Below are 18,493 nucleotides of genomic sequence, written 5' to 3'. Positions count from 1 at the left end.
GTCATCTGTACCGATACAGAAAGGACTTGCCTGGCTCTGTCGGGGAAGTGCCGGTCTCTTTAACCTTGATGTCTCCTTCCCCCGTTTTTCCAGTTCACCAACCCATGAATGGAGCCGCCATGAAAGAGCACTTTGCACCTCGCCACCTTCAACTGGACGCCGGTGAGTCCCTGTTTTTTCACACCAAGGCGGGCAGCGCCCTGATCAGCACCTCGGGCACGCTGCTGGTGACCGGCACCCCGCGCTGGCTTGGCGAGCAGGTCTTTCGCGACAGCATGCCGCTGGAGGCGGGACAGTCGCATACCGTCGCCCAGACCGGATGGATCACGGTGACCGCCCAGCACGGGGGCGCAGCATGCGTGCTGAACCAAGCCTCGGCAAAAGCCCCGGGCCAGACGGGAAGCGTGCTTTTAAGGTACTTTTCAGGAATCGTGAAGGCCGTGCGCAGCTGGCTGCGTAGCGCCGAGGCTGCATAGGCGCCGCCGGAAATAAATTGCCCCCATCATTTTTTAATTGATCTCACCATGACCACTTCCGCCTGGCTGCTCTTCATCACCATTTCACTTGTCACCGCGCTCAGCCCCGGGCCGGGCATTTTGCTGGCGGTTTCCAACGCCGTGGCCTGGGGGCCGCGCAAGACGCTGTGGAGCTCCACCGGCAATGTGCTCGGCGTGTTCGCCGTCTCCACCGCGGCCATGGCGGGCCTGGGCACTTTGCTGCACACGTCGGCCTGGCTGTTCGCTGTGCTCAAGGCCGTGGGCGCCGTCTACCTCATGTACCTGGGCTGGCGGCAGTGGACCAGCAAGACCTCGATGTTCGACACGCCCCTGTCTGACGGGACACACGCCGGAACATCCGCCGGAAAAAGCAATGCAGCATTGTTCCGGCAAGGCCTGCTGGTGGCGGTGACCAATCCCAAAAGCATCCTGTTCTTCACCGCGCTGTTCCCCCAGTTCATCCACCCGGAGGCGCCGATGCTGCCGCAATTCCTGGCACTGACCAGCGCCTTCGCTGCGTGCGTGCTGGTCTCCCACTTCACCTATGTGCTGCTGGCCAAACACACCCACCAATGGTTTGGCACGCCCCGCCGGGCCCGCATTTTCAATCGCCTCTGCGGCGGTGCGTTTGGCCTGCTGGGCTTGAGCCTGCTACGGTTGAAGAGCCCTGCCTGAAACACCCACATCACGCTCCATCCAACTACATCAAGAGGAATTCCTGTCCATGGAAGATTCACGCGACACCCGGTTCGCCGCAGTGCAGGCCGAACTCGGCTACAGCTTTGACGGTGAGATCAAGATAGGCGGCAATTACGTGCCTGTCGTGCAGCACGGCGACCAGGTCTTTGTCAGCGGGCAGATTCCGCGTGTCGGCAATACCGTGGTCGTTACCGGCCGCGTGGGGTCAGAAACGTCTGTTCTGCAGGCCCAGCTGGCGGCAAAAATCTGCGCCATGCGCGCGCTGGCGCTGCTGCGGCAAAGCCTCGGCAGCCTGGACCACGTGAAGCACATTCTGCGCATCACGGTGTTTGTGCAGTCGGCGCAGGACTTCACCCAGCAGAGCGAAGTCGCCGATGCCGCGTCTGAGGTGCTGTATGCAGTACTGGGCCCGGCCGGCGCCCACACGCGTACGTCTGTCGGCGTTGTTCAGCTGCCCAAGAGTGCGTCGGTCGAAATCGATCTCATTGCAGTAGCCGGCTAGCCCTGCATTCAGCCACCGGGCAGCAGGCGTATCAGCTTGCCGTTGTTGCTGTCGGTCAGCACGTAAAGCAGCCCGTCCGGCCCCTGGCGCACATCGCGAATGCGCTCTCCGGCTTCAGACAGCAGCTTGCTTTCACGCACCACCTTGCCGGCGAACGGCGACGCCAGTTCGATCCGGTCCAGGTAGCCGAACCTGAGCGAACCCACAAACAGGTTGCCGCGCCAGGACTTGCCATAACGCTCGCTGGTCAGGAACGCCATGCCGGAAGGCGCGATGGATGGCACCCAGTAATGCAGCGGTTGCTGCATGCCGGCCTTTTCCGTCAGGCCTTCGCCGATTTTTCCGCCGCCGTAGTTTTCGCCGTAGGTAATGACCGGCCAGCCGTAGTTGGCCCCGGGCCTGGGCAGGTTGATTTCATCGCCGCCCTGCGGGCCGTGCTCATGCATCCAGAAGGTGCCGTCGGGCGCCAGCGTCGCGCCCTGGGCGTTGCGGTGGCCGTAGCTCCAGATCTCAGGCAAAGCCCCTGGTTTGCCGACAAAGGGGTTGTCCTGGGGAACCGAGCCATCTTTGTTGATGCGGACAATCTTGCCATGGTGGTTGTCCAGCTTCTGGGCGTCTTCCTTGCGGCTGAAGCGCTCACCCAGCGTGAGAAAGAGCTTGCCATCGGGCGCGCCGTTCGGTGCCGCGCGGCTTTCCACAATGCGGCAGCCGAAATGCGCCGTGCTGGCCACCTTGGGCTTCTGGCTGAAGATGATTTTGAGGTTTTCCAGCCGGGTGTCGTCAGCGCTCAGGGTGGCGCGCGCCAGCGCCGTACTGTTGCCACTACCGGTGGCGGCAGGCTCTGAAAAGCAGAAATACAGCGTTCGGTTGCGGGCAAAGTCGCTGTCGACCAGCACGTCCAGCAGGCCGCCCTGCCCGCTGGCGGCAATCTCCGGCAGGGCGGCCACCGGCGTGCCCAACTTGCCGCCCGGCCCGACGACCCGCAGGCGGCCGGGGCGCTCCGTGACCAGAAAACGCTCGCCCGGTAAAAAAGCCACGCCCCAGGGGTTTTCCAGGCCGGCCGCCACGGTTTCAGGGCGAACGCTTTGAGCCTGCGCGGGCTGGAACATCACACTGGCCGCTATCAAAAATATAGCTGCTTGCGCACGCCGGTATTGGTTTAAAGCCATATTTCACTCTAAAAAAAACGTGAAAGCACATGAATCGGCCCGTCACGCCCATTTGACCGGGAAAACCGCCTTTTGATCATTCCCAAGCCGGGCCAAGGCGGTGTAAAACATGGCATACGGGGGTAATAAATCGGGTAATCCCCTACAAATTCGTTACAAATCAATGGGTTGTCAACGTTATCAAGAAACAACATGAGTTGACGTAGGACTAATCCGTCAAGTATGCTTGGCGCCATGCGAATGATTGCCCCTGCCCTCGTCATTGCCTCTGCCGCCCTGCTGGCGGCCAGCGTGCATGCAGCACCCGGCAATTCAGGCGGCGACAACGACATGGACAAACTGCTCGCCGACAAGGGCCTGCTGACCCAGATTGACAACGTCCGCCACAGCGTCACCAACAAGGCTTCCGAGCTGGTCGTCAACGCCATGGGTTTCCTGGGCGTGCCCTACAAGCGCGGCGGCAACACCGTTGAAACGGGGTTTGACTGCAGCGGTTTTGTACGCGCCATTTACGAGCAAAGCGTCGGGCTGCTGTTGCCCCGCCGCGCCGAACAGCAAGCCGCCGCCACCCAGCGCATCGACAAGACCGAATTGCAGCCCGGCGACCTGGTGTTTTTCAACACGATGAAGCGGGCCTTCAGCCATGTCGGCATCTACATCGGCGACGGCAAGTTCATCCACTCACCCAAGCCCGGCGCTGAAGTCCGCGTCGAAAGCATGGGTGTGAGCTACTGGCAGCGCCGCTTCGACGGCGCCCGCCGCGTACAGCCATCCAACGGGGTGGCGCAAGAGGCCACACCCCGCGCGGCCGCGTTGCCCGCCCGCCCGCAACAGCCGCAAGCTACCGCATCGGACAAGCCGCCAGCTCAGGCGGCAGCCCCGCAGGTGTCGGTTGCGCGGCAGGCTGAGCTGCTGATGCAGCAGGAACAGTACCGGAATTAAACCGGAGTTAAACCGGAGTTAAGGGCACAGGCGTCGCATCGACGCTAATCTCCGGGTCAAGTCAAGCTCAGGCCCCAGCCCGGCCATTCACCGGCCAGCCCTCAATCCTTATCTCTCCCATTGCCTGGTGACATGTCCAGCTCCACAGCCTGGCCGCTATCGATGGCGTCGCCCGCTTTGGCAGGGGTGCTCGAAACCAGAGAAGTCGTACCTTCACCGGCCAGCGCCAGCTGAAGCGTCGGCGTAGCTGCCCCTGCACCGTCAGCCCCGGCCCCGGCGTTGTCAGCCACGTTATTGCCGGCCGGAATCACACGGTTATTTTCCGCATTAGACGAAAGTTGCTGATTGCCCTGCGGCTTGCCGTTGACATTGACGAGGCCGCTGCCCGAATTGGTCACCTGGCCGAAGCTGCCGCTAACGCTGCCTTTTGGCGAATCAATGCTCACCTGGGCGGATGTGCCGGAAATTTGTACCTCGGTGACGGCCTCCACGGCCATGATGGGCGCAACCACGTTGGCCACCACGGTGTCGCCGGCCAGCGATGCCGAGTTGCTGGCAGTGACCACGACATTCACGTCGCCCTGCGCCTGCACCACCACATTGTTGCCGCTGATGTTGCCGCTGACGTTGCCGGTGCTGCTGCTGATCTGCACATTGCCCTGGCTGGTGGTAGTGCCGCTTACGTCGCCCTGAGCCTGCACGACAACGTTGTTGCCGGTGATGTTGCCGCTGATGTCGCCGGTACTGCTGCTGATCTGCACATTGCCCTGGCTGGTGGTGGTGCCGCTTACGTCGCCTACGGCGGCCACCGCCACTTCGCTGGCGGTGACGTTGGCCGAGACATCGCCGCCGCTGGTGACCTGGACGGCACCCAGGCTGATGGTGGAGCCGCTCACGTCGCCGCCGGCGTTCAGAGTGTTGGACTGTGTGGCGTCCTGCCCGCGCAGCGTGTGGTTGCTCAGGGCAACACTGCCGAGTGCGTCAATGCCGTAGCCTTTTACCCACAAGGTGCTGTCCAGACTGAAGTCACTGGCCACAACCTCAAACCGGCCGAGCGCGTTGGTCTCCGTGCCGCCCGTCACCATGTGCACATTGCCGCGGGTGCTGCCCGAGCCAGCGACGAGCCGCAGCGCGCGGGCTGCGCTGCCGGCGTTTTGCACATCGCCGTTGAGCGTAATGTTGGCGCCCAGGGTTGCCAGCGTTGTGTCGCCCAGCAGGTTCACCGGGGCATTGAACAGGATGCCACCCGCACCGTCCACTGTGACGTTGCCGCTGACGCCGGAGCCGCCCGCGCCGGCATTGAGCGTCAGGCCGTGCAGGGTCGAGCCGCCGAAGTACAGGTTGTAGGGGTTGTTTACGACCACGTCCTCGGCATAGGTGCCGGCGCCTACGCGGATATTGGCGCCGGTTGCCGCATTGCCCATGGCCGTCCCGATGGACAGTGCCTGGGTCCCGCCGCCCAGAAGGTTGCCAATACCCACCTGGAAGTCCTGCGTGGCCTGCGCACCGTTCCAGCCCTGGACGTAGCTGGAACCCGCGCTACCCAGGTTGACGGCATAGTCCAGTGCATTTTGTTGCGAAGCCTGCAGCCAGGTGTACTGGTAGTTGTTGTCCGCCGTGCCGGCATTGCGTACAGCAAAGTCAAAGCCCTGAATGTTGAGCGCACCAAAGTTGAGGCTCGCTGATTCATCCTGCATGTACACCGGGTTGCGTTCGGTGAAAGAGTTGGTGTTCGCCACCGTGATGTTTTTCACCTGCTGGTTGTAATGACGGTTGGCCTGGTAAAGCGCCAGGCCGCCCCAGGCGTTGTTGCGGGTGGTCGAGTTGCTGACGGTGACGTTGGCACTGTCGGTCAGCTGGATGCCGGCGCCCTGCGTGCTGCCGGTGTTGTTGCCCACCGGGGCGCCGTCGGCCGTCACACGGTCGATCAGCGCGCCGTCAACGCCATTGAGGTCCAGCTCGGCCCGGCCCGCGCCCCGGCTGGTGACGTTGCTGATGGAGAAGTTGCGCAGCCGCGCTGATGCGTCTCCGACGGGTGCTACCTTGATGCCGTAGGACCCGGCTACGTTGGCACTCGGGCCGTAAAGTGTGAAGTCCTTCAGCGAGACATTGTCGGCTGTCACGTTGATACCGTAGCCGCTGACGCCGCGTGCGTCGATCACGGTCGATCCCTGGCCCGAACCGGCCAGCGTCACGCTACGGTCGACCACCAGCGTGGAGGGCTGCACATAAGTGCCGCCGCCCACATTGACCGTGCCGCCGGCAACCACGGCATTGACGCCTCTCTGGATGCTGCCGCTGGCCTGCGTGACATAGACATTGCCGTCCGTCCATGTCACCAGGCCTCGCCCGGTGGTGTCGAGCGCATGGGTCACGCGGTCTTCGATGGCAAAACCGTCGGCCGCACCGTCGAAGACAGCGCCGCGAGCATCAACCGCAACAGCGTCCACCGAGATGTCCTGCCCGTTGTTCTTGAACTGGGTGCCGCCGCTGATGGCGACCGTGGGCTGGCCGCCATGGCCATTGCTCATGGTTTCAAAGCGTATGCCTGTCCGGCTGGAACCCTCGATGCTGCCGCCGGAGATGTTGACGCTTTGCAGGCTGGCCGGTGCGGCCGTGTAATCGGCGCTGTCACCGGCGATTCCGCGTGTTTTGATGACCACCGCCGCAGCCGTCGGATCACCCGAACTCGCGCCAGAATTTTTGACCGTCACGTTGTCAAAATTGATCGCATTGAAGTTGTCGTATTTCAGATTGATGTCGATGCCGGCGCCATAACGTTTATGCAGCGATGAAGATGCAGGCGCCCCATAGTTGCCGGCATTCAGGACGGCGACGTTCCTGAGAGTCAGGTTGTTCGCGGTTTCAAGATAAAAGCCCTTGAAGCTGGGGCCGTCCACCGTGACGTTCTCAAACAATGCGTTCTCAAAAGAGCCCGTGGCCACCGGAGCGCCGCCGACCATCTGGTAACCGTTGTAGGTCTGCACACCGATCTGTCCGCCGGTGATGGTGCTGTTGAGCATGCGGAAGTTGTCGGCCCGGGTCGTGGTGCCGTTGCGCATGCCGAAGGTGTTGTTGTTGAAAGCCACGCGATTGACGGTCACGTCGTTGGATGTACCGTTGATGCGCAAGCCGTACAGGTAGTCGGCAATCGACAGGTCGGAGAGCGTCACGTTGGAAGCATTGTTGATAGTGACCGCGTCGCCGCTGCCTGCGGCGGCGGACTGCAGCACCGTCTGCCCCACCCCCGCGCCGTCCAGCGTCAGCGACTTGGTGATGTTGACGCTGCCGCTGTAGTTGCCGGCCGCCACGTTCACCGTGCCGCCCGTGACCACGGCATCCACGCCGCCCTGGATGCTTCCCAGCGGGGTGAGTACGCTGCCCTGTGCGCCCGAAGAGCCCGTGGTAGCCACCGTCACGTGCGTGCGGTTGGACGATGTGTACGCCTGGTCCTGCACGGACCAGCCGCCATTGGCCGCGCTCAGGTCCAGCAGAGACTGCTGCTGTGACAGGGTAGGAGCGGCAGCGATGGGCGTGCTGTTGGAGACAGGGTTGGGATTCGATCCAACCACGTGCCCGTTCAGGTGCAGGTTCAGGCCCCACTCGTTGCCCACCGGGCCCTGGCTGTTGCCGGCCATGCCAATGCCGCTGCCGTCGGTGTACTGCACGGAGATGGCGCTCTTGGTATTTTCAATCCGGTTGCCTGTCACACTGCCCGTGTTGCGCCCGTCGATCAGGATGCCGTTGCGCACGTCATGGATGTTGTTGTTGCTGATCGTGAAACCGGTGACGCCATTGGCCACCGCAATGCCGCGGCTGATATTGGAGCCCCACGCATAACTTGTGTACGGCTGGTTAACAGGCCCGGCGATCTCCATCCCGGTGACCGTCACATTGTTGGCGGTAATGCTGATGCCGTTAACCTGCCCGGCATCGGGGACCACGATTTTTGCGCCGTCCAGGCCTGTCAGTGTCAGGTTGGCCTTGTTCAGGGTGACCTGCTCGGCATAAGCGCCTCCGTGAACATCTACAGAGCCCCCCGCTCCTGGTGTGCCTGTCTTTGAAATGTTGACGGCGTCCTGGATACGTGCCCCGCTGTACACATCGACCTGGCCTGCATTGCCGCTGACCTGGGTTGCGTCCAGTACCGACTTGAGAACCACCGTATGGCCGTTGACCACGATGGCATTGCTGGCTTGCTGAATGCCCTCCAGGTTGATGACGCCGGACAGCAGGTTGGCGGCATCGCCAACGCCCAGCAAGAGGGTCTCGCCGTTCAGGCTGGCATGGTTCATATTGGACACGCTCAAACCCGTTGCACCGCCCGGTATGGCGAACTCATAAAGTCCGCTGTTGAGCGACACGGTGACCGTGGCGGCGGTTGAGCCGGCCAGGGCAATCGTGCCGCCGGTGGCGGTGATGCTGCCGTGGTTGGTGACCGACGGCGCGACCAAAGCCACCAGGCCGGCATTTTGCGCGGTGATGCTGCCATGGTTGGTGATACTGCCGACGGCCCCGGTGATCTGTGCGCCGCCGGTGTTGATGAAGTTGTTGACATCAATGTTGCCCGTGGTGGCAATGAGCGAGCCCACATTGATCACGGCGTTTTGCCCGAACATCACACCATTGGGGTTCATCAGCATCACTGTTCCGTTGGCCGAAAGGCTGCCCAGTATTTGGGAAGGGCTGGCGTCACCGGTCACGCGGTTCAGCATGGCCGAGCTTGCGTTGGGCTGGTTGATCTGCACCATCTTTCCGGGGTTGATGTCGAACGAGCCCCAGTTAACCACGGCGCGGTCGGTTCCCTGGTTGATGGTGAGCTGGTTGCCCGAAACCGAGCCTGAGGCCGTGCCGGAAAACACCGTGCCGTTCTGGGGAAGGCCTGCGCCACCGGCGATGTCAACCGGCCAGCCTGGCGGCGAGAACAGCATGGCGACCGCCGCCGGAAGGGCCTTCAGCGCAAAAGATCGCCGGCGCCGGCCGGAAGTGGAAGCACTCGGGGAGTTCAGCTTAGCGTTCATGGATCACCTCTTGAGGCAAAGAAAAGTCATTGAACAAATCATCAAAAGCGCACCAGCAGCGTGCCCAGCAGCCGGGGGTCTTTTCCGTGGGGCTGGTAACTCGCGATGGGTTTGGTCAGGGGCCAGGCGATCTCCACCGCAGCCACCACGTTCCGTGGAAGGAAGAGGCGAGTCCCCAGCCCTGCCGATGCCAGGCTCTGGCTGTTGGGCATGCCCACACAAGTACAGCCCACCGTCCAGACCTTGCCGATGTCATAGAAGGCAAAGAGCTGCCATGACCTGAAGCCCGCGAAGTCCGAGGAACCGGAATAACGAGGTTCGGCGCGAAACGCCAGCCCGCGCTCACCCACCAGTTCAGCAGGCTCGTAGGCCCGCCCAAACCGCCGGCCGCCCACCGCATATTGCTCCGACGAAAGCAGGGGGGTGTTGGCCCACTGCCCGCTCAGGCCCAGCGTAAGTGCAAGGTTCGAAGCAAGAGGCTGGGTACGCTCGTAATCGAAGGTAAGTTTGTTGAACACCCCTTTGGCCCCTGCCCGGCTTTTGAGCGGATCGGATTCCTGGGTGCCACCCAGTCCCTGGCTGAAATCCACATCCAGCGAGTTCTGCCCGCCCAGGCGGTCAAGCACTCGCCACCCAAGCCCCAGGCGCAGCACACGGAGATGATCTTCAATTACCCGGGTGCCCAACACATCGGTTTGCACGTCGGTGTGCTCATACGTTGCCCTTGCAGTCACGCTCTCATTGCGGGTCCGAAGCAGCGGATACGCAGCAGAGACCGTCGTCGTGTCCGCGTTGCCACGCATATCAAACGGCGTCAGGATGTCGCCCGGACGTGTGCGAGCCCTGGACACGGCAGCGGACAGTTTGAGACCCTCTGTCGTGACTACCTGGCTATAGGAAATTTGTGCATAGGCCAGCTCGGAGTTGCCGCTGCTCATGCCCCGAAAGCGCCACTGGTCGTTGACGCCCAGCAACTGGTTGATGTTCACTTCCACGCCGATCTCGGCGGGGCCGAGGTATTTCGACCCATAGTTGTCGGCGGCAGCGAAGCCCTCGACTTTCTTCACGCTGGCGATCAGTGTGAGGTCAGCCGCACCCGGCGCATGCGCAGGGGCCAGCACGCTGCGCAACTCGACACCCGGAAAATCATTGGCGATCAGGAGGTACCGCTCAAGCACGGGGCCCTGAATGGGCCGCGACGCCCTGATCTTCTCGCCGATGGCTGCGAGCTGCTCCTTCACATGGGCACTGACATCGTCCCCCGCCCGAATGTTCACCTTGTCGATGTAGCCCTCAACCACACGCAGGGTGAGCGTACCGTCGGCGAGAGACTGCGGCGGCACCACCACCAATGACAGGATGTAGCCTGCGTTACGGTACATCGCGGTGAGCGAAGACGCGAGTTGCAGAATCTCGCTGCCGGAAATCTCCCGTCCGGTATAGCTGTCCGCATTCGCCTGAAGGACGCCACCGGGCAGTACGGTGCTGCTTTCAATATCAATGCGCCTGAGCGTGACCCTGATGGCCCTGAGTGATTCAGGCAAAGGCCCTGTTGGCTCGGTCCTGATTTCCGGAGGTGCCGCTGAGGCGCCGGGCTCGGGCTGGAAGTCAAAACGCTCGCGAACCCGGCCGGGGTCAATGGTGGATGGGGCCTGCTGCGCCAGCGCAGTTGTCGAAATGACCATGAGCACAGAAAAAGCACCAGTCCACATGCTGTGCACGCCCACATGATCGATACGCTTCATCGCCAGCCCCGTTGAAAATCAAGGTTTCCGAAGTGCCTGCAGGTGTTGTGATTCGACACTTGCGGGCTGTATTTTTTGTGAACTAATTCACGGTAACCAATTGTGAAACCTGATACAAGGGAGAAAAAGTGATTAATTACCAACGGTCTTATGTAATGATTTCGCCCCAGTTTTTGCCAAAAGGGCTTTTCTGCCCACATTACGCGGCCCTATTGGTTACATTTAGCGTCAGGAATACATACATTCAGTTACCTTTGACTTACTGAAAATCTTTCTTGCCGGTGAAGAATTCCCCAGGAAATCCAGGTGCGTTGTGTAAAGTTTTGCCGCAGGTCCCCGATACCGCGCACGGATGGCATTGCCGGAACGGCAAGCGCCGCCATTCGGACCGTCGAACGGCGATGACAACAGATCACAGCGGCAATGACTCCCGGTCTATTTGCGGATCGCCAACGCCTGCTTGGCCCTGGCCACCTTGGCGCCTTGCGCTATAAGCTGAAGAGCAACACAAAGAAGCCGCAGGAAGACGCGTTGAAAATCCACATCTACACCGACATCGACACCTTGTTTGGCAACGCTTCGCGCTTGTGGATGGACGTTTTGGTGAAGGCTGGCCATGACGTGGAGTTCATTGACCTGGGCACCAGCACCGACGCGCCGTTGCCCGATGTCGGCCACTGCGACGTCAACCTGCTGATTGCCGGAATTTATGCACTGCCCCGTTTTTCCGTGCAGGGCCTGCCGCGCAACGGCAAGCACGTGCTGTGGATGTTTGATCCATTGACAAAGAATGCACTGGCTACCGTACATCGGTACAAGACCGATCTTTTCGACGCCATCGCACCCGGCTTGCACGCTGTGCTGGCGATGGATTCCTCCATAGCACGCTACCTCGCACAGCATTTCCCGGCACTTGCCACTTGCCAGCTGCCCTATATGGTGGCCGGCAAACATGTGCGAACGCCCCTTCCCGAAGCGCAGAGAACCCGCGACATCATCATGCTGGGCGGCGACACGCCCCGGCGGCGGGATGCCGAGCAATACTTCGCCGGCACGGCGCCCACCCTGAAGGCCGAGTTCGTCTGGAGCGGCCTGTGGGGCGCCGCGCGCGACGCCTGCCGCGCCGGTGCGCGCATCAACCTGAACATCCATGCCGACCCGGAACACACTTACTTCGACCAGTTCCGGACATTCGAAAGCTGGGCGGCCGGCACGGCCGTCGTTTCCGACATCTTTGAGGGTGGCGAAGATTTCGGCATCGAGCCGGGCGTTCACCTGGTCATGGCAGACCTCAAGGACATGCCCCTGGCATGCGCCGACCTGCTGGCAGACGTACCCCGTCGCCAGGCCATGGTGCAGGCGTCGCAGCAACTGCTGCGCGAACGGTTCTCTCCCGCAGCCTGGCAAAGCCGCATGCTCGCCATGCTTGAAAACGTTGCCTGAGCATGGCGGAGATCTCGCGGCAGGAACTGCTCGCGCTGCGGCAGGCCAGCCAGCGCCTTGTGCCAACCGCCCCGCCTGTGGCCTCAAATTTCAAACGCGTCGATCAGGCCGTGCAGTGGTTTGGCGCCGTGCAGGCACAGGAATATGCCCACGCCCGCTGGGCAGTTGGCTCGCGCCTCGCAACCGCTGCGGCCATCACTGACGCGTCGATTGAACAGGCACTGTCCCAACGCAAGGTGGTCCGCAGCTGGGTCCTGCGCGGCACACTGCACTTGGTAGCGGCCGCCGACCTGCGCTGGCTGCTGGCCCTGGCCGCGCCGGCTTTGCTGACCCGCACCGCGGCAGCCTACCGTGAGGTTCAGCTGGATGAGGCGGCCTTCCGCAAAATCCTTCCGGCCATCCGGCAGTGCCTGGAAGGCGGCCGGCAGCTCACACGCCTGGAACTTTTTGCTGCGCTCGCGCAGCATCGCGTCAACACTGAAGGCCATCGCGGGGGGCGCATCCTGTACCGCGCGGCCCAAGTTGGGCTGATCTGTCTGGGCGATCCGCGCGGCAAGCAGGCCACCTACACACTGCTTGATGAATGGCTGCCTCCCGGACTCGAAGCAGGCAAGGAGCTGCCTCGCGAGGACGCACTCAAACAACTGGCGCAGCGCTACTTTGCCAGCCATGGCCCCGCCACTCTGGCCGATTTTTCCTGGTGGTCAGGGCTGGCCGCCGGCGAAGCCAGGGCGGCGCTGGAGATGGCCGAAGCCGGCCTGGCACAGGCACTGTTTGACGGGAACACCGTGTGGTGGTTCAAACGCACGCCTTTACCGCCGGCTGGCAAGCCCGCGCTTCAATTACTCGCCGGCTTCGACGAATACGTGCTGGGCTACACGGACCGCAAAGCCATCATCGACAGCGAACACGCCGGCAAGCTCATGACGCCCAATGGCCTGTTCCGCCCGGCGCTGCTGGTCGGTGGGCGCGTGGCCGGCACCTGGCAGGCGGAGGTAAAAAAAGGCGCGCTCAGTATCAGCACAGCGCCCTTCGCGCCGCTGCCGCGCGGCAGCGCCGGCGCACTGCGGCTTGCCGCTCAACGCTACGCGGCTTTCACTGGCCTGCCGCTGGCAGAAGTTCACTGACGAAAAGCGCCGGTCTCACAAGGGTTTACCCGGCCGAACTTTATTGCCAAGCGCAAGTCAGCACATTACTCAGGTATAGCATTGCCGGGTGCATTTGACATGCACCAGCGCTACTATCCCCAGTCATCCGGCCCATCCTTCCTTCAAATATTGAGGAGCGCATCCATGGCAAAACTGAACGTCAACGGTACCGTGCGTGAGTTTGAAGTGGAGGACGACACACCGCTGCTGTGGGTCATCCGCGAACAGCTCGGGCTGACCGGCACCAAATACGGTTGCGGCATCGCGGCCTGCGGCGCCTGCACCGTGCACATCGATGGTGTGCCTACACGCAGTTGCGTGCGCCCCGTCTCGACGGTGAGTGCGACCGAAAAAATCGTGACCATTGAAGGTTTGTCGCCGGACGGCTCGCACCCCATACAGAAGGCCTGGGTCGCGCTGGACGTTCCGCAGTGCGGCTATTGCCAGTGCGGCATGGTGATGACGGCGGCGGCGCTGCTCAAGGCCAAACCGAACCCGACCGATGCCGACATCAATGAGGCGATGACCAACATCTGCCGCTGCGGCACCTACAACCGCATCCGCGCCGCCATCAAGGTTGTTGCCGCAGGTGGCAACACCAAAAGCGCGGCGCTCGCCATTCAGCACACCGACGGGAGCACGACATGAGCGCCATCCCCCTGCCCTCCGCAAACCCTCTGCGTCTCTCGCGCCGCCGCTTCCTGGCCTCGGGCGCCTCGGCCGGCCTCATCGTCGGTTTTCACATTCCGTTCGCCGGCACGGCGGCGACCCAGGGCGCAGCCTCGCCGGAGATCAATGCCTGGGTCGTTGTGCGCCCCGACGACACAGTGGTCATCCGCATCGCCCGCTCTGAAATGGGCCAGGGCAGCCTGACCGGGCTCGCGCAACTCGTGGCAGAAGAACTGGAATGCAACTGGGCCAAAGTCACCACCGAATACCCGACACCCGGTCAGAACCTGGCGCGCAACCGGGCCTGGGGCAACTTCTCCACCGGCGGCAGCCGCGGGATCCGTGAATCGCACGACTATGTGCGCAAGGGCGGCGCCACCGCCCGAATGATGCTGGTGCAAGCCGCAGCCGATGAATGGAAGGTGCCGGCGGCCGAATGCACAGCCGCCAGCAGCGTGATTACTCACACGCCATCGGGCCGCAAAACCACCTACGGCAAAGTGACGATTGCGGCAGCCAAGGTGGCGCCCCCCACCGAGGTCAAGCTCAAAGACCCGAAAGACTGGAAGCTCGTGGGCAAGCGCCTGGCAAGGCTGGACACGCTGGACAAGGTCACCGGCAAGCAGGTGTACGGCGCGGACCTGAAACTGCCCGGCATGCTCAATGCGGCCATCAAGGACTGTCCGGTGTTCGGCGGCAAGGTCAAGAGCTTCAATGCCGCCGCGATTGAAAAGCACCCCGGCGTGAAGAAGGTGCTGGCGGTCGGAGACAGCGCGGTGGCCGTCGTGGCCGACACCTGGTGGCGCGCCAAGACCRCACTCGACGCGCTGCCCATTGAATGGGACAACGGCCCCAACGCTTCAAATTCCAGTGCCGGCGTGGCCCAGATGCTCAAGGCCGGGCTGGACGCGCCCGACGCAGCTGTCGGCAATCAGAACGGCGACGCCAAAGCAGCGCTGGCCTCAGCAGCCAGACGCATCGAAGCGGTGTATTCCTACCCGCACCAGAACCACGCGACCATGGAGCCCATGAATGCGACGGCACGCTGGACGCCCGAGCACTGCGAAGTCTGGACGCCCACGCAAAACGGTGAAGCGGCTCTGGCGGCCACCTCGGAAGCGGCAGGGCTTCCGGCCGGCAAATGTGAGGTCTACAAAATCCACCTGGGCGGCGGCTTCGGGCGGCGCGGCGCGGTGCACGACTGGGTGCGCCAGGCCGTGGACATTGCCAAACAAATGCCGGGTGTGCCGGTCAAGCTGTTGTGGTCGCGCGAAGAAGACATGCTGCACGGCCGCTATCACCCGGTCACGCAGTGCAAGCTGCAGGCCGGACTGGACGCGCAGGGTAACGTCACCGCGCTGCACATGCGCATTTCGGGCCAGTCCATCCTGGCCGGCGTGGCGCCGCAGAACGTGCGCAACGGGCTGGACCCGGTGCAGTTCCAGGGCCTCAACGCACCAGGACCTGAAGCCTCCATTGGTTACAGCTTCCCCAACCTGCTGATCGACCATGCGATGCGAAACCCCAGCGTGCCGCCTGGCTTCTGGCGCGGCGTAAACCTGAACCAGAACACGATTTACCTCGAGTCCTTCATCGACGAAATCGCAGTTGCCACCAGGCAGGACCCGCTGGCCTTGCGGCGCAAGCTGATGACGAATCACCCCAAGCACCTGGCCGTGCTGAATGCCGTTGCCGATCGCGTCAAGTGGAACGTGCCGCCGCCCGACGTCGGCGGCCAGAAGGTCTACCGGGGCCTGGCCCAGACCATGGGCTTTGGCAGTTACGTGGCGGCCTGTGCCGAGGTGTCGGTGAGCAGCGATGGCGTGCTCAAGGTCCACCGCATCGTAGCCGCCACCGACCCGGGCTATGCGGTCAACCCGCAGCAGATCGAGGCGCAGGTCGAGGGCTCCTTTGCTTACGGCCTGTCGGCGGCGCTGTTCGGCGAATGCACACAAAAAGACGGACGTATGGAGCAGGACAACTTCAGCACCTACCCCGTCGTGCAGATGCAGCACATGCCGGCGGTGGAAACCATCATCGTCGCCTCGGGCGGGTTCTGGGGCGGCGTCGGCGAACCGACGATCGCGGTCGCCGCGCCCGCCGTTCTCAATGCCGTGTACGCGGCGACGGGCAAACGTATACGTGACCTGCCGCTGAAGAATCACGACCTCAAGAAAGCATGAACCGGCATGGTGCCATCGCCGGCGGGTTGATGATGCTGGCGCCCTGGACCGGCTTCGCGCTGCAACCCGTCCCGCCGCTGCAGGTTGTTGGCGACGCAATACCCCAGGCGTTGACGACAACGCCCGGAGACGCAGCGCGCGGCCGTGCCATCGTCGCGAGCCGCCAACACGGCCTGTGTCTGCTCTGCCATACCGGCCCCATTCCCGAAGAGCGCTTCCAGGGAAACCTGGCGCCCGACCTGGTGGGCGCGGGCACGCGCTGGAGCGAAGGCCAGCTGCGCCTGCGCATTGCCGACGCGCAGCGCCTGAATCCGGCCAGCATCATGCCCGCCTACTACCGCAACGACGGCCTGGTGCGCGTAGGTACGGCCTGGCAGGGCAAGCCCATCATGAACGCCCAGCAAATTGAAGACGTGGTGGCCTTTCTGCTCACGCTGAAGTGACCTCATGACCACAGCAGGCCGTTTTATTTCTTTTAATCGGCGCCATATTCTGGCGGGCGCGGCCAGCATGGGCCTGAGCGTCGTTTTGCGTCCCGCAGCGGCGCAGGCCGGTGAGCTGGCGGCAGCGGTGGCGGCCTATACCCAAAGCGCTCCGGTACGAGCGGGCAAAATCAAGCTTGATATAGCCGAGCTGGTCGACAACGGCAATGTGGTGCCCATCACCGTCACGGTCGAGAGTCCCATGACGGCGGCCGACCACGTGAAAAGCATTGCCGTCTTCAACGAGAAAAACCCCCAGCGCGATGTGGCCCGCTTCACGCTGGGGCCTCGCTCCGGCAAGGCCAGCGTGACAACACGCATACGCCTGGCTACCTCACAACAGCTTGTGGCCGTCGCACAGATGAGCGACGGCAGCTACTGGTCGCACACCGTCAATGTCATCGTGACCCTGGCGGCTTGTATTGAAGGCGATACGTGAGCCCCCACGGTCGCTCACTTCGTGTAGCTCCCTGCCCCCCAAGGGGGCCGCTGCGCCTGCGGTCTGGCAAAGCCAGTCCCGCGGCCCCTGCTGGCGAAGAAAAGAGCCCCCACGGTCACTCACCGCCTCTCGCCTGCAGTTCCCTGCCTCCTTCGCGGCGTGGCTCTTTGGGAGATCACTGATATGACTCGCACGCTCATCAACGCACCCGCCAGCGCCATACGCGGTGAAGTCATCGAGATACGCGCGACCATAGGCCACCCGATGGAAACCGGCTTTCGCGCCGGTGAGGACGGCAAGGTCCTGCCGCGCAACATCATCAAGACCTTCAGCTGCCGCTACAACGGTGAACTGATCTTCAGCGCTGAGCTGTTTTCGGCTGTCTCAGCCAATCCCTACCTCGCCTTCCATACCGTGGCGACCGACAGCGGCACGCTGGTGCTTCGCTGGGAAGGCGACAACGGTTTTGCGCAGACTGAAAGCATCAACCTGGCCGTCACGGGATGACGCGCATCCCCGCGGGCCTTTTGTCTTTCGTGCTGGCATGCCATGCCGGCGCACAGACCGCGCCGCCAAAAGACCTTCGCCGTTCAGGCTTTGAGGACATGAGCGCATCCACCCAGGCCATGCAGAAAGACGATGCGCTGAATCCCGGCATGTTGTGGGTCAAGGACGGCGAAGCGCTGTGGAAGCAGCCAACAGGTGCCAACGGAAAGGCGTGCATCAGCTGCCACACAACGCCGGACAGCATGCGCGGCGTGTCGGCGCGATACCCGGCGTTTGACATTCAACTCGGCCGGCCCATCACCTTGAGCCAGCGCATCAATCAGTGCCGCCAGCATCACCAGCAGGCCGCACCGCTGCGCGCCGAAAGCCAGGATCTGCTGAGCCTGGAAAGCTATGTGGCGCTGCAGTCGCGCGGTCTGCCGGTATCGCCGCCCGATGATGCCCGGCTGGAGCCTTTCCGCCAGCGCGGGCAGCAGCTTTTCGCGCAGCGCATGGGCCAGCTCAACCTGTCCTGCGCGCAGTGCCATGACGGTTTGGCCGGCAGGCGTCTGGCCAGCAGCCTGATTCCCGAGGCACATCCCACGGGCTACCCGGTGTACCGTCTCGAATGGCAGACGCTGGGTTCGCTGCAGCGCCGCATCCGCGGCTGCATGAGCGGGGTGCGTGCCGAGCCGTTTGCCTATGGCGTGCAGGAGCTGGTGGAACTGGAGCTTTACCTGAATGCCCGTGCAAAAGGCATGGCAATGGAGACGCCGGGCGTGCGGCCGTGATTTGAGCGGCAGTACTGCGGGTGCTATCAATTACATAGCATATTGAGCAAATCCGGCGAAGGGCTGCTGCGCTTTTTATCATCTCAAAACCGGACCCGTGCCGTTCGGGTCAGTGCCGGCTTTCCGTCACATGAGGCTTATGCCGTCACACGACCTGGGCCGAGTGAGGAAGGCGCCTCCTGCTGCCAGCGTCGAGGGCACAAAGAAAACCCGGCTCCAAAGCGCGAATGCCTGAACAGTCGAATTGGCACACAAGTTGCTGATCGCCAGATGTCAT

The 18,493-nt window shown here is 62.8% G+C and carries 15 protein-coding genes; 12 read left to right on the top strand and 3 right to left on the bottom strand.

The genetic code is table 11. The annotated features are described in order from the left end of the window. Nucleotides 1-119 precede the first annotated feature (119 nt). Genes AC1DZE_RS08725 through AC1DZE_RS08715 form a run of 3 tightly spaced genes read left to right on the top strand, consistent with a single transcriptional unit; the run spans nucleotide 120 to nucleotide 1,698 of the window. The gene (locus tag AC1DZE_RS08725; RefSeq protein ID WP_477669286.1) at nucleotides 120-476 is read left to right on the top strand and encodes a hypothetical protein; all 357 of its coding nucleotides are present in this window, start codon (nucleotides 120-122) and stop codon (nucleotides 474-476) included. A gap of 48 nt (nucleotides 477-524) precedes the next feature. Further along, entirely contained in the window at nucleotides 525-1,172 is a 648-nt protein-coding gene (locus AC1DZE_RS08720; RefSeq protein ID WP_477669285.1) for a LysE family translocator, read from the top strand. A 49-nt stretch (nucleotides 1,173-1,221) separates the two neighbouring features. Next, a complete protein-coding gene (locus tag AC1DZE_RS08715) occupies nucleotides 1,222-1,698 on the top strand; it encodes a RidA family protein (RefSeq protein WP_477669284.1) in 477 nt (158 codons plus the stop codon). 8 nt (nucleotides 1,699-1,706) lie between these two features. Here AC1DZE_RS08715 and AC1DZE_RS08710 read toward each other — a convergent pair whose 3' ends face one another. After that, the gene (locus AC1DZE_RS08710; RefSeq protein ID WP_477672640.1) at nucleotides 1,707-2,867 is read right to left on the bottom strand and encodes a PQQ-dependent sugar dehydrogenase; all 1,161 of its coding nucleotides are present in this window, start codon (nucleotides 2,865-2,867) and stop codon (nucleotides 1,707-1,709) included. 222 nt (nucleotides 2,868-3,089) lie between these two features. Between AC1DZE_RS08710 and AC1DZE_RS08705 the strand changes: the two genes are divergently transcribed. Next, nucleotides 3,090-3,809 carry a C40 family peptidase gene (locus AC1DZE_RS08705; protein ID WP_477669283.1) on the top strand — a complete coding sequence of 240 codons (720 nt, stop codon included), beginning with the start codon at nucleotides 3,090-3,092 and terminating at the stop codon, nucleotides 3,807-3,809. 101 nt (nucleotides 3,810-3,910) lie between these two features. Here the strand turns inward: AC1DZE_RS08705 and AC1DZE_RS08700 are convergent, their stop codons facing one another. Together AC1DZE_RS08700 and AC1DZE_RS08695 are read right to left on the bottom strand one after the other, a co-directional pair. Beyond that, nucleotides 3,911-8,830 carry a beta strand repeat-containing protein gene (locus AC1DZE_RS08700; protein WP_477699955.1) on the bottom strand — a complete coding sequence of 1,640 codons (4,920 nt, stop codon included), beginning with the start codon at nucleotides 8,828-8,830 and terminating at the stop codon, nucleotides 3,911-3,913. Nucleotides 8,831-8,871: 41 nt separating this feature from the next. Beyond that, nucleotides 8,872-10,575, bottom strand: coding sequence for a ShlB/FhaC/HecB family hemolysin secretion/activation protein (locus tag AC1DZE_RS08695; RefSeq protein WP_477669281.1), 1,704 nt, complete (start codon nucleotides 10,573-10,575; stop codon nucleotides 8,872-8,874). Nucleotides 10,576-11,106: 531 nt separating this feature from the next. Here AC1DZE_RS08695 and AC1DZE_RS08690 point away from each other — a divergent pair. The 8 genes from AC1DZE_RS08690 to soxA all read left to right on the top strand — a co-directional run bounded on the left by AC1DZE_RS08690 (nucleotide 11,107) and on the right by soxA (nucleotide 18,216). Then, nucleotides 11,107-12,018, top strand: coding sequence for a glycosyltransferase family protein (locus AC1DZE_RS08690; RefSeq protein ID WP_477699954.1), 912 nt, complete (start codon nucleotides 11,107-11,109; stop codon nucleotides 12,016-12,018). Between the two features lie 2 nt (nucleotides 12,019-12,020). Next, nucleotides 12,021-13,145, top strand: coding sequence for a winged helix DNA-binding domain-containing protein (locus AC1DZE_RS08685; protein ID WP_477673938.1), 1,125 nt, complete (start codon nucleotides 12,021-12,023; stop codon nucleotides 13,143-13,145). Between the two features lie 165 nt (nucleotides 13,146-13,310). Next, the gene (locus tag AC1DZE_RS08680; RefSeq protein ID WP_457280590.1) at nucleotides 13,311-13,814 is read left to right on the top strand and encodes a (2Fe-2S)-binding protein; all 504 of its coding nucleotides are present in this window, start codon (nucleotides 13,311-13,313) and stop codon (nucleotides 13,812-13,814) included. Next, nucleotides 13,811-16,018, top strand: coding sequence for a xanthine dehydrogenase family protein molybdopterin-binding subunit (locus AC1DZE_RS08675; RefSeq protein WP_477699953.1), 2,208 nt, complete (start codon nucleotides 13,811-13,813; stop codon nucleotides 16,016-16,018). Before AC1DZE_RS08680 ends, AC1DZE_RS08675 begins: the two co-directional genes overlap by 4 nt. Further along, nucleotides 16,015-16,461, top strand: coding sequence for a sulfur oxidation c-type cytochrome SoxX (soxX, locus tag AC1DZE_RS08670; protein WP_477699952.1), 447 nt, complete (start codon nucleotides 16,015-16,017; stop codon nucleotides 16,459-16,461). Before AC1DZE_RS08675 ends, soxX begins: the two co-directional genes overlap by 4 nt. A 4-nt stretch (nucleotides 16,462-16,465) precedes the next feature. Beyond that, nucleotides 16,466-16,939: a SoxY-related AACIE arm protein gene (locus AC1DZE_RS08665; RefSeq protein ID WP_477669275.1), complete on the top strand. Its 474-nt coding sequence runs from the start codon at nucleotides 16,466-16,468 to the stop codon at nucleotides 16,937-16,939. A 183-nt stretch (nucleotides 16,940-17,122) separates the two neighbouring features. Continuing rightward, entirely contained in the window at nucleotides 17,123-17,446 is a 324-nt protein-coding gene (gene soxZ, locus AC1DZE_RS08660; RefSeq protein ID WP_477669274.1) for a thiosulfate oxidation carrier complex protein SoxZ, read from the top strand. 98 nt (nucleotides 17,447-17,544) lie between these two features. Beyond that, nucleotides 17,545-18,216 (top strand): sulfur oxidation c-type cytochrome SoxA, encoded by a 672-nt coding sequence (gene soxA / locus AC1DZE_RS08655; protein WP_477669273.1) that lies wholly within the window; start codon nucleotides 17,545-17,547, stop codon nucleotides 18,214-18,216. The last annotated feature ends 277 nt before the right edge of the window (nucleotides 18,217-18,493 follow it).

This window comes from Polaromonas sp. P1_F1, from assembly GCF_056405795.1.
The sequence above is the reverse complement of the archived record's forward strand: the minus strand, read 5'-3'. Positions and strand labels throughout refer to the sequence as shown.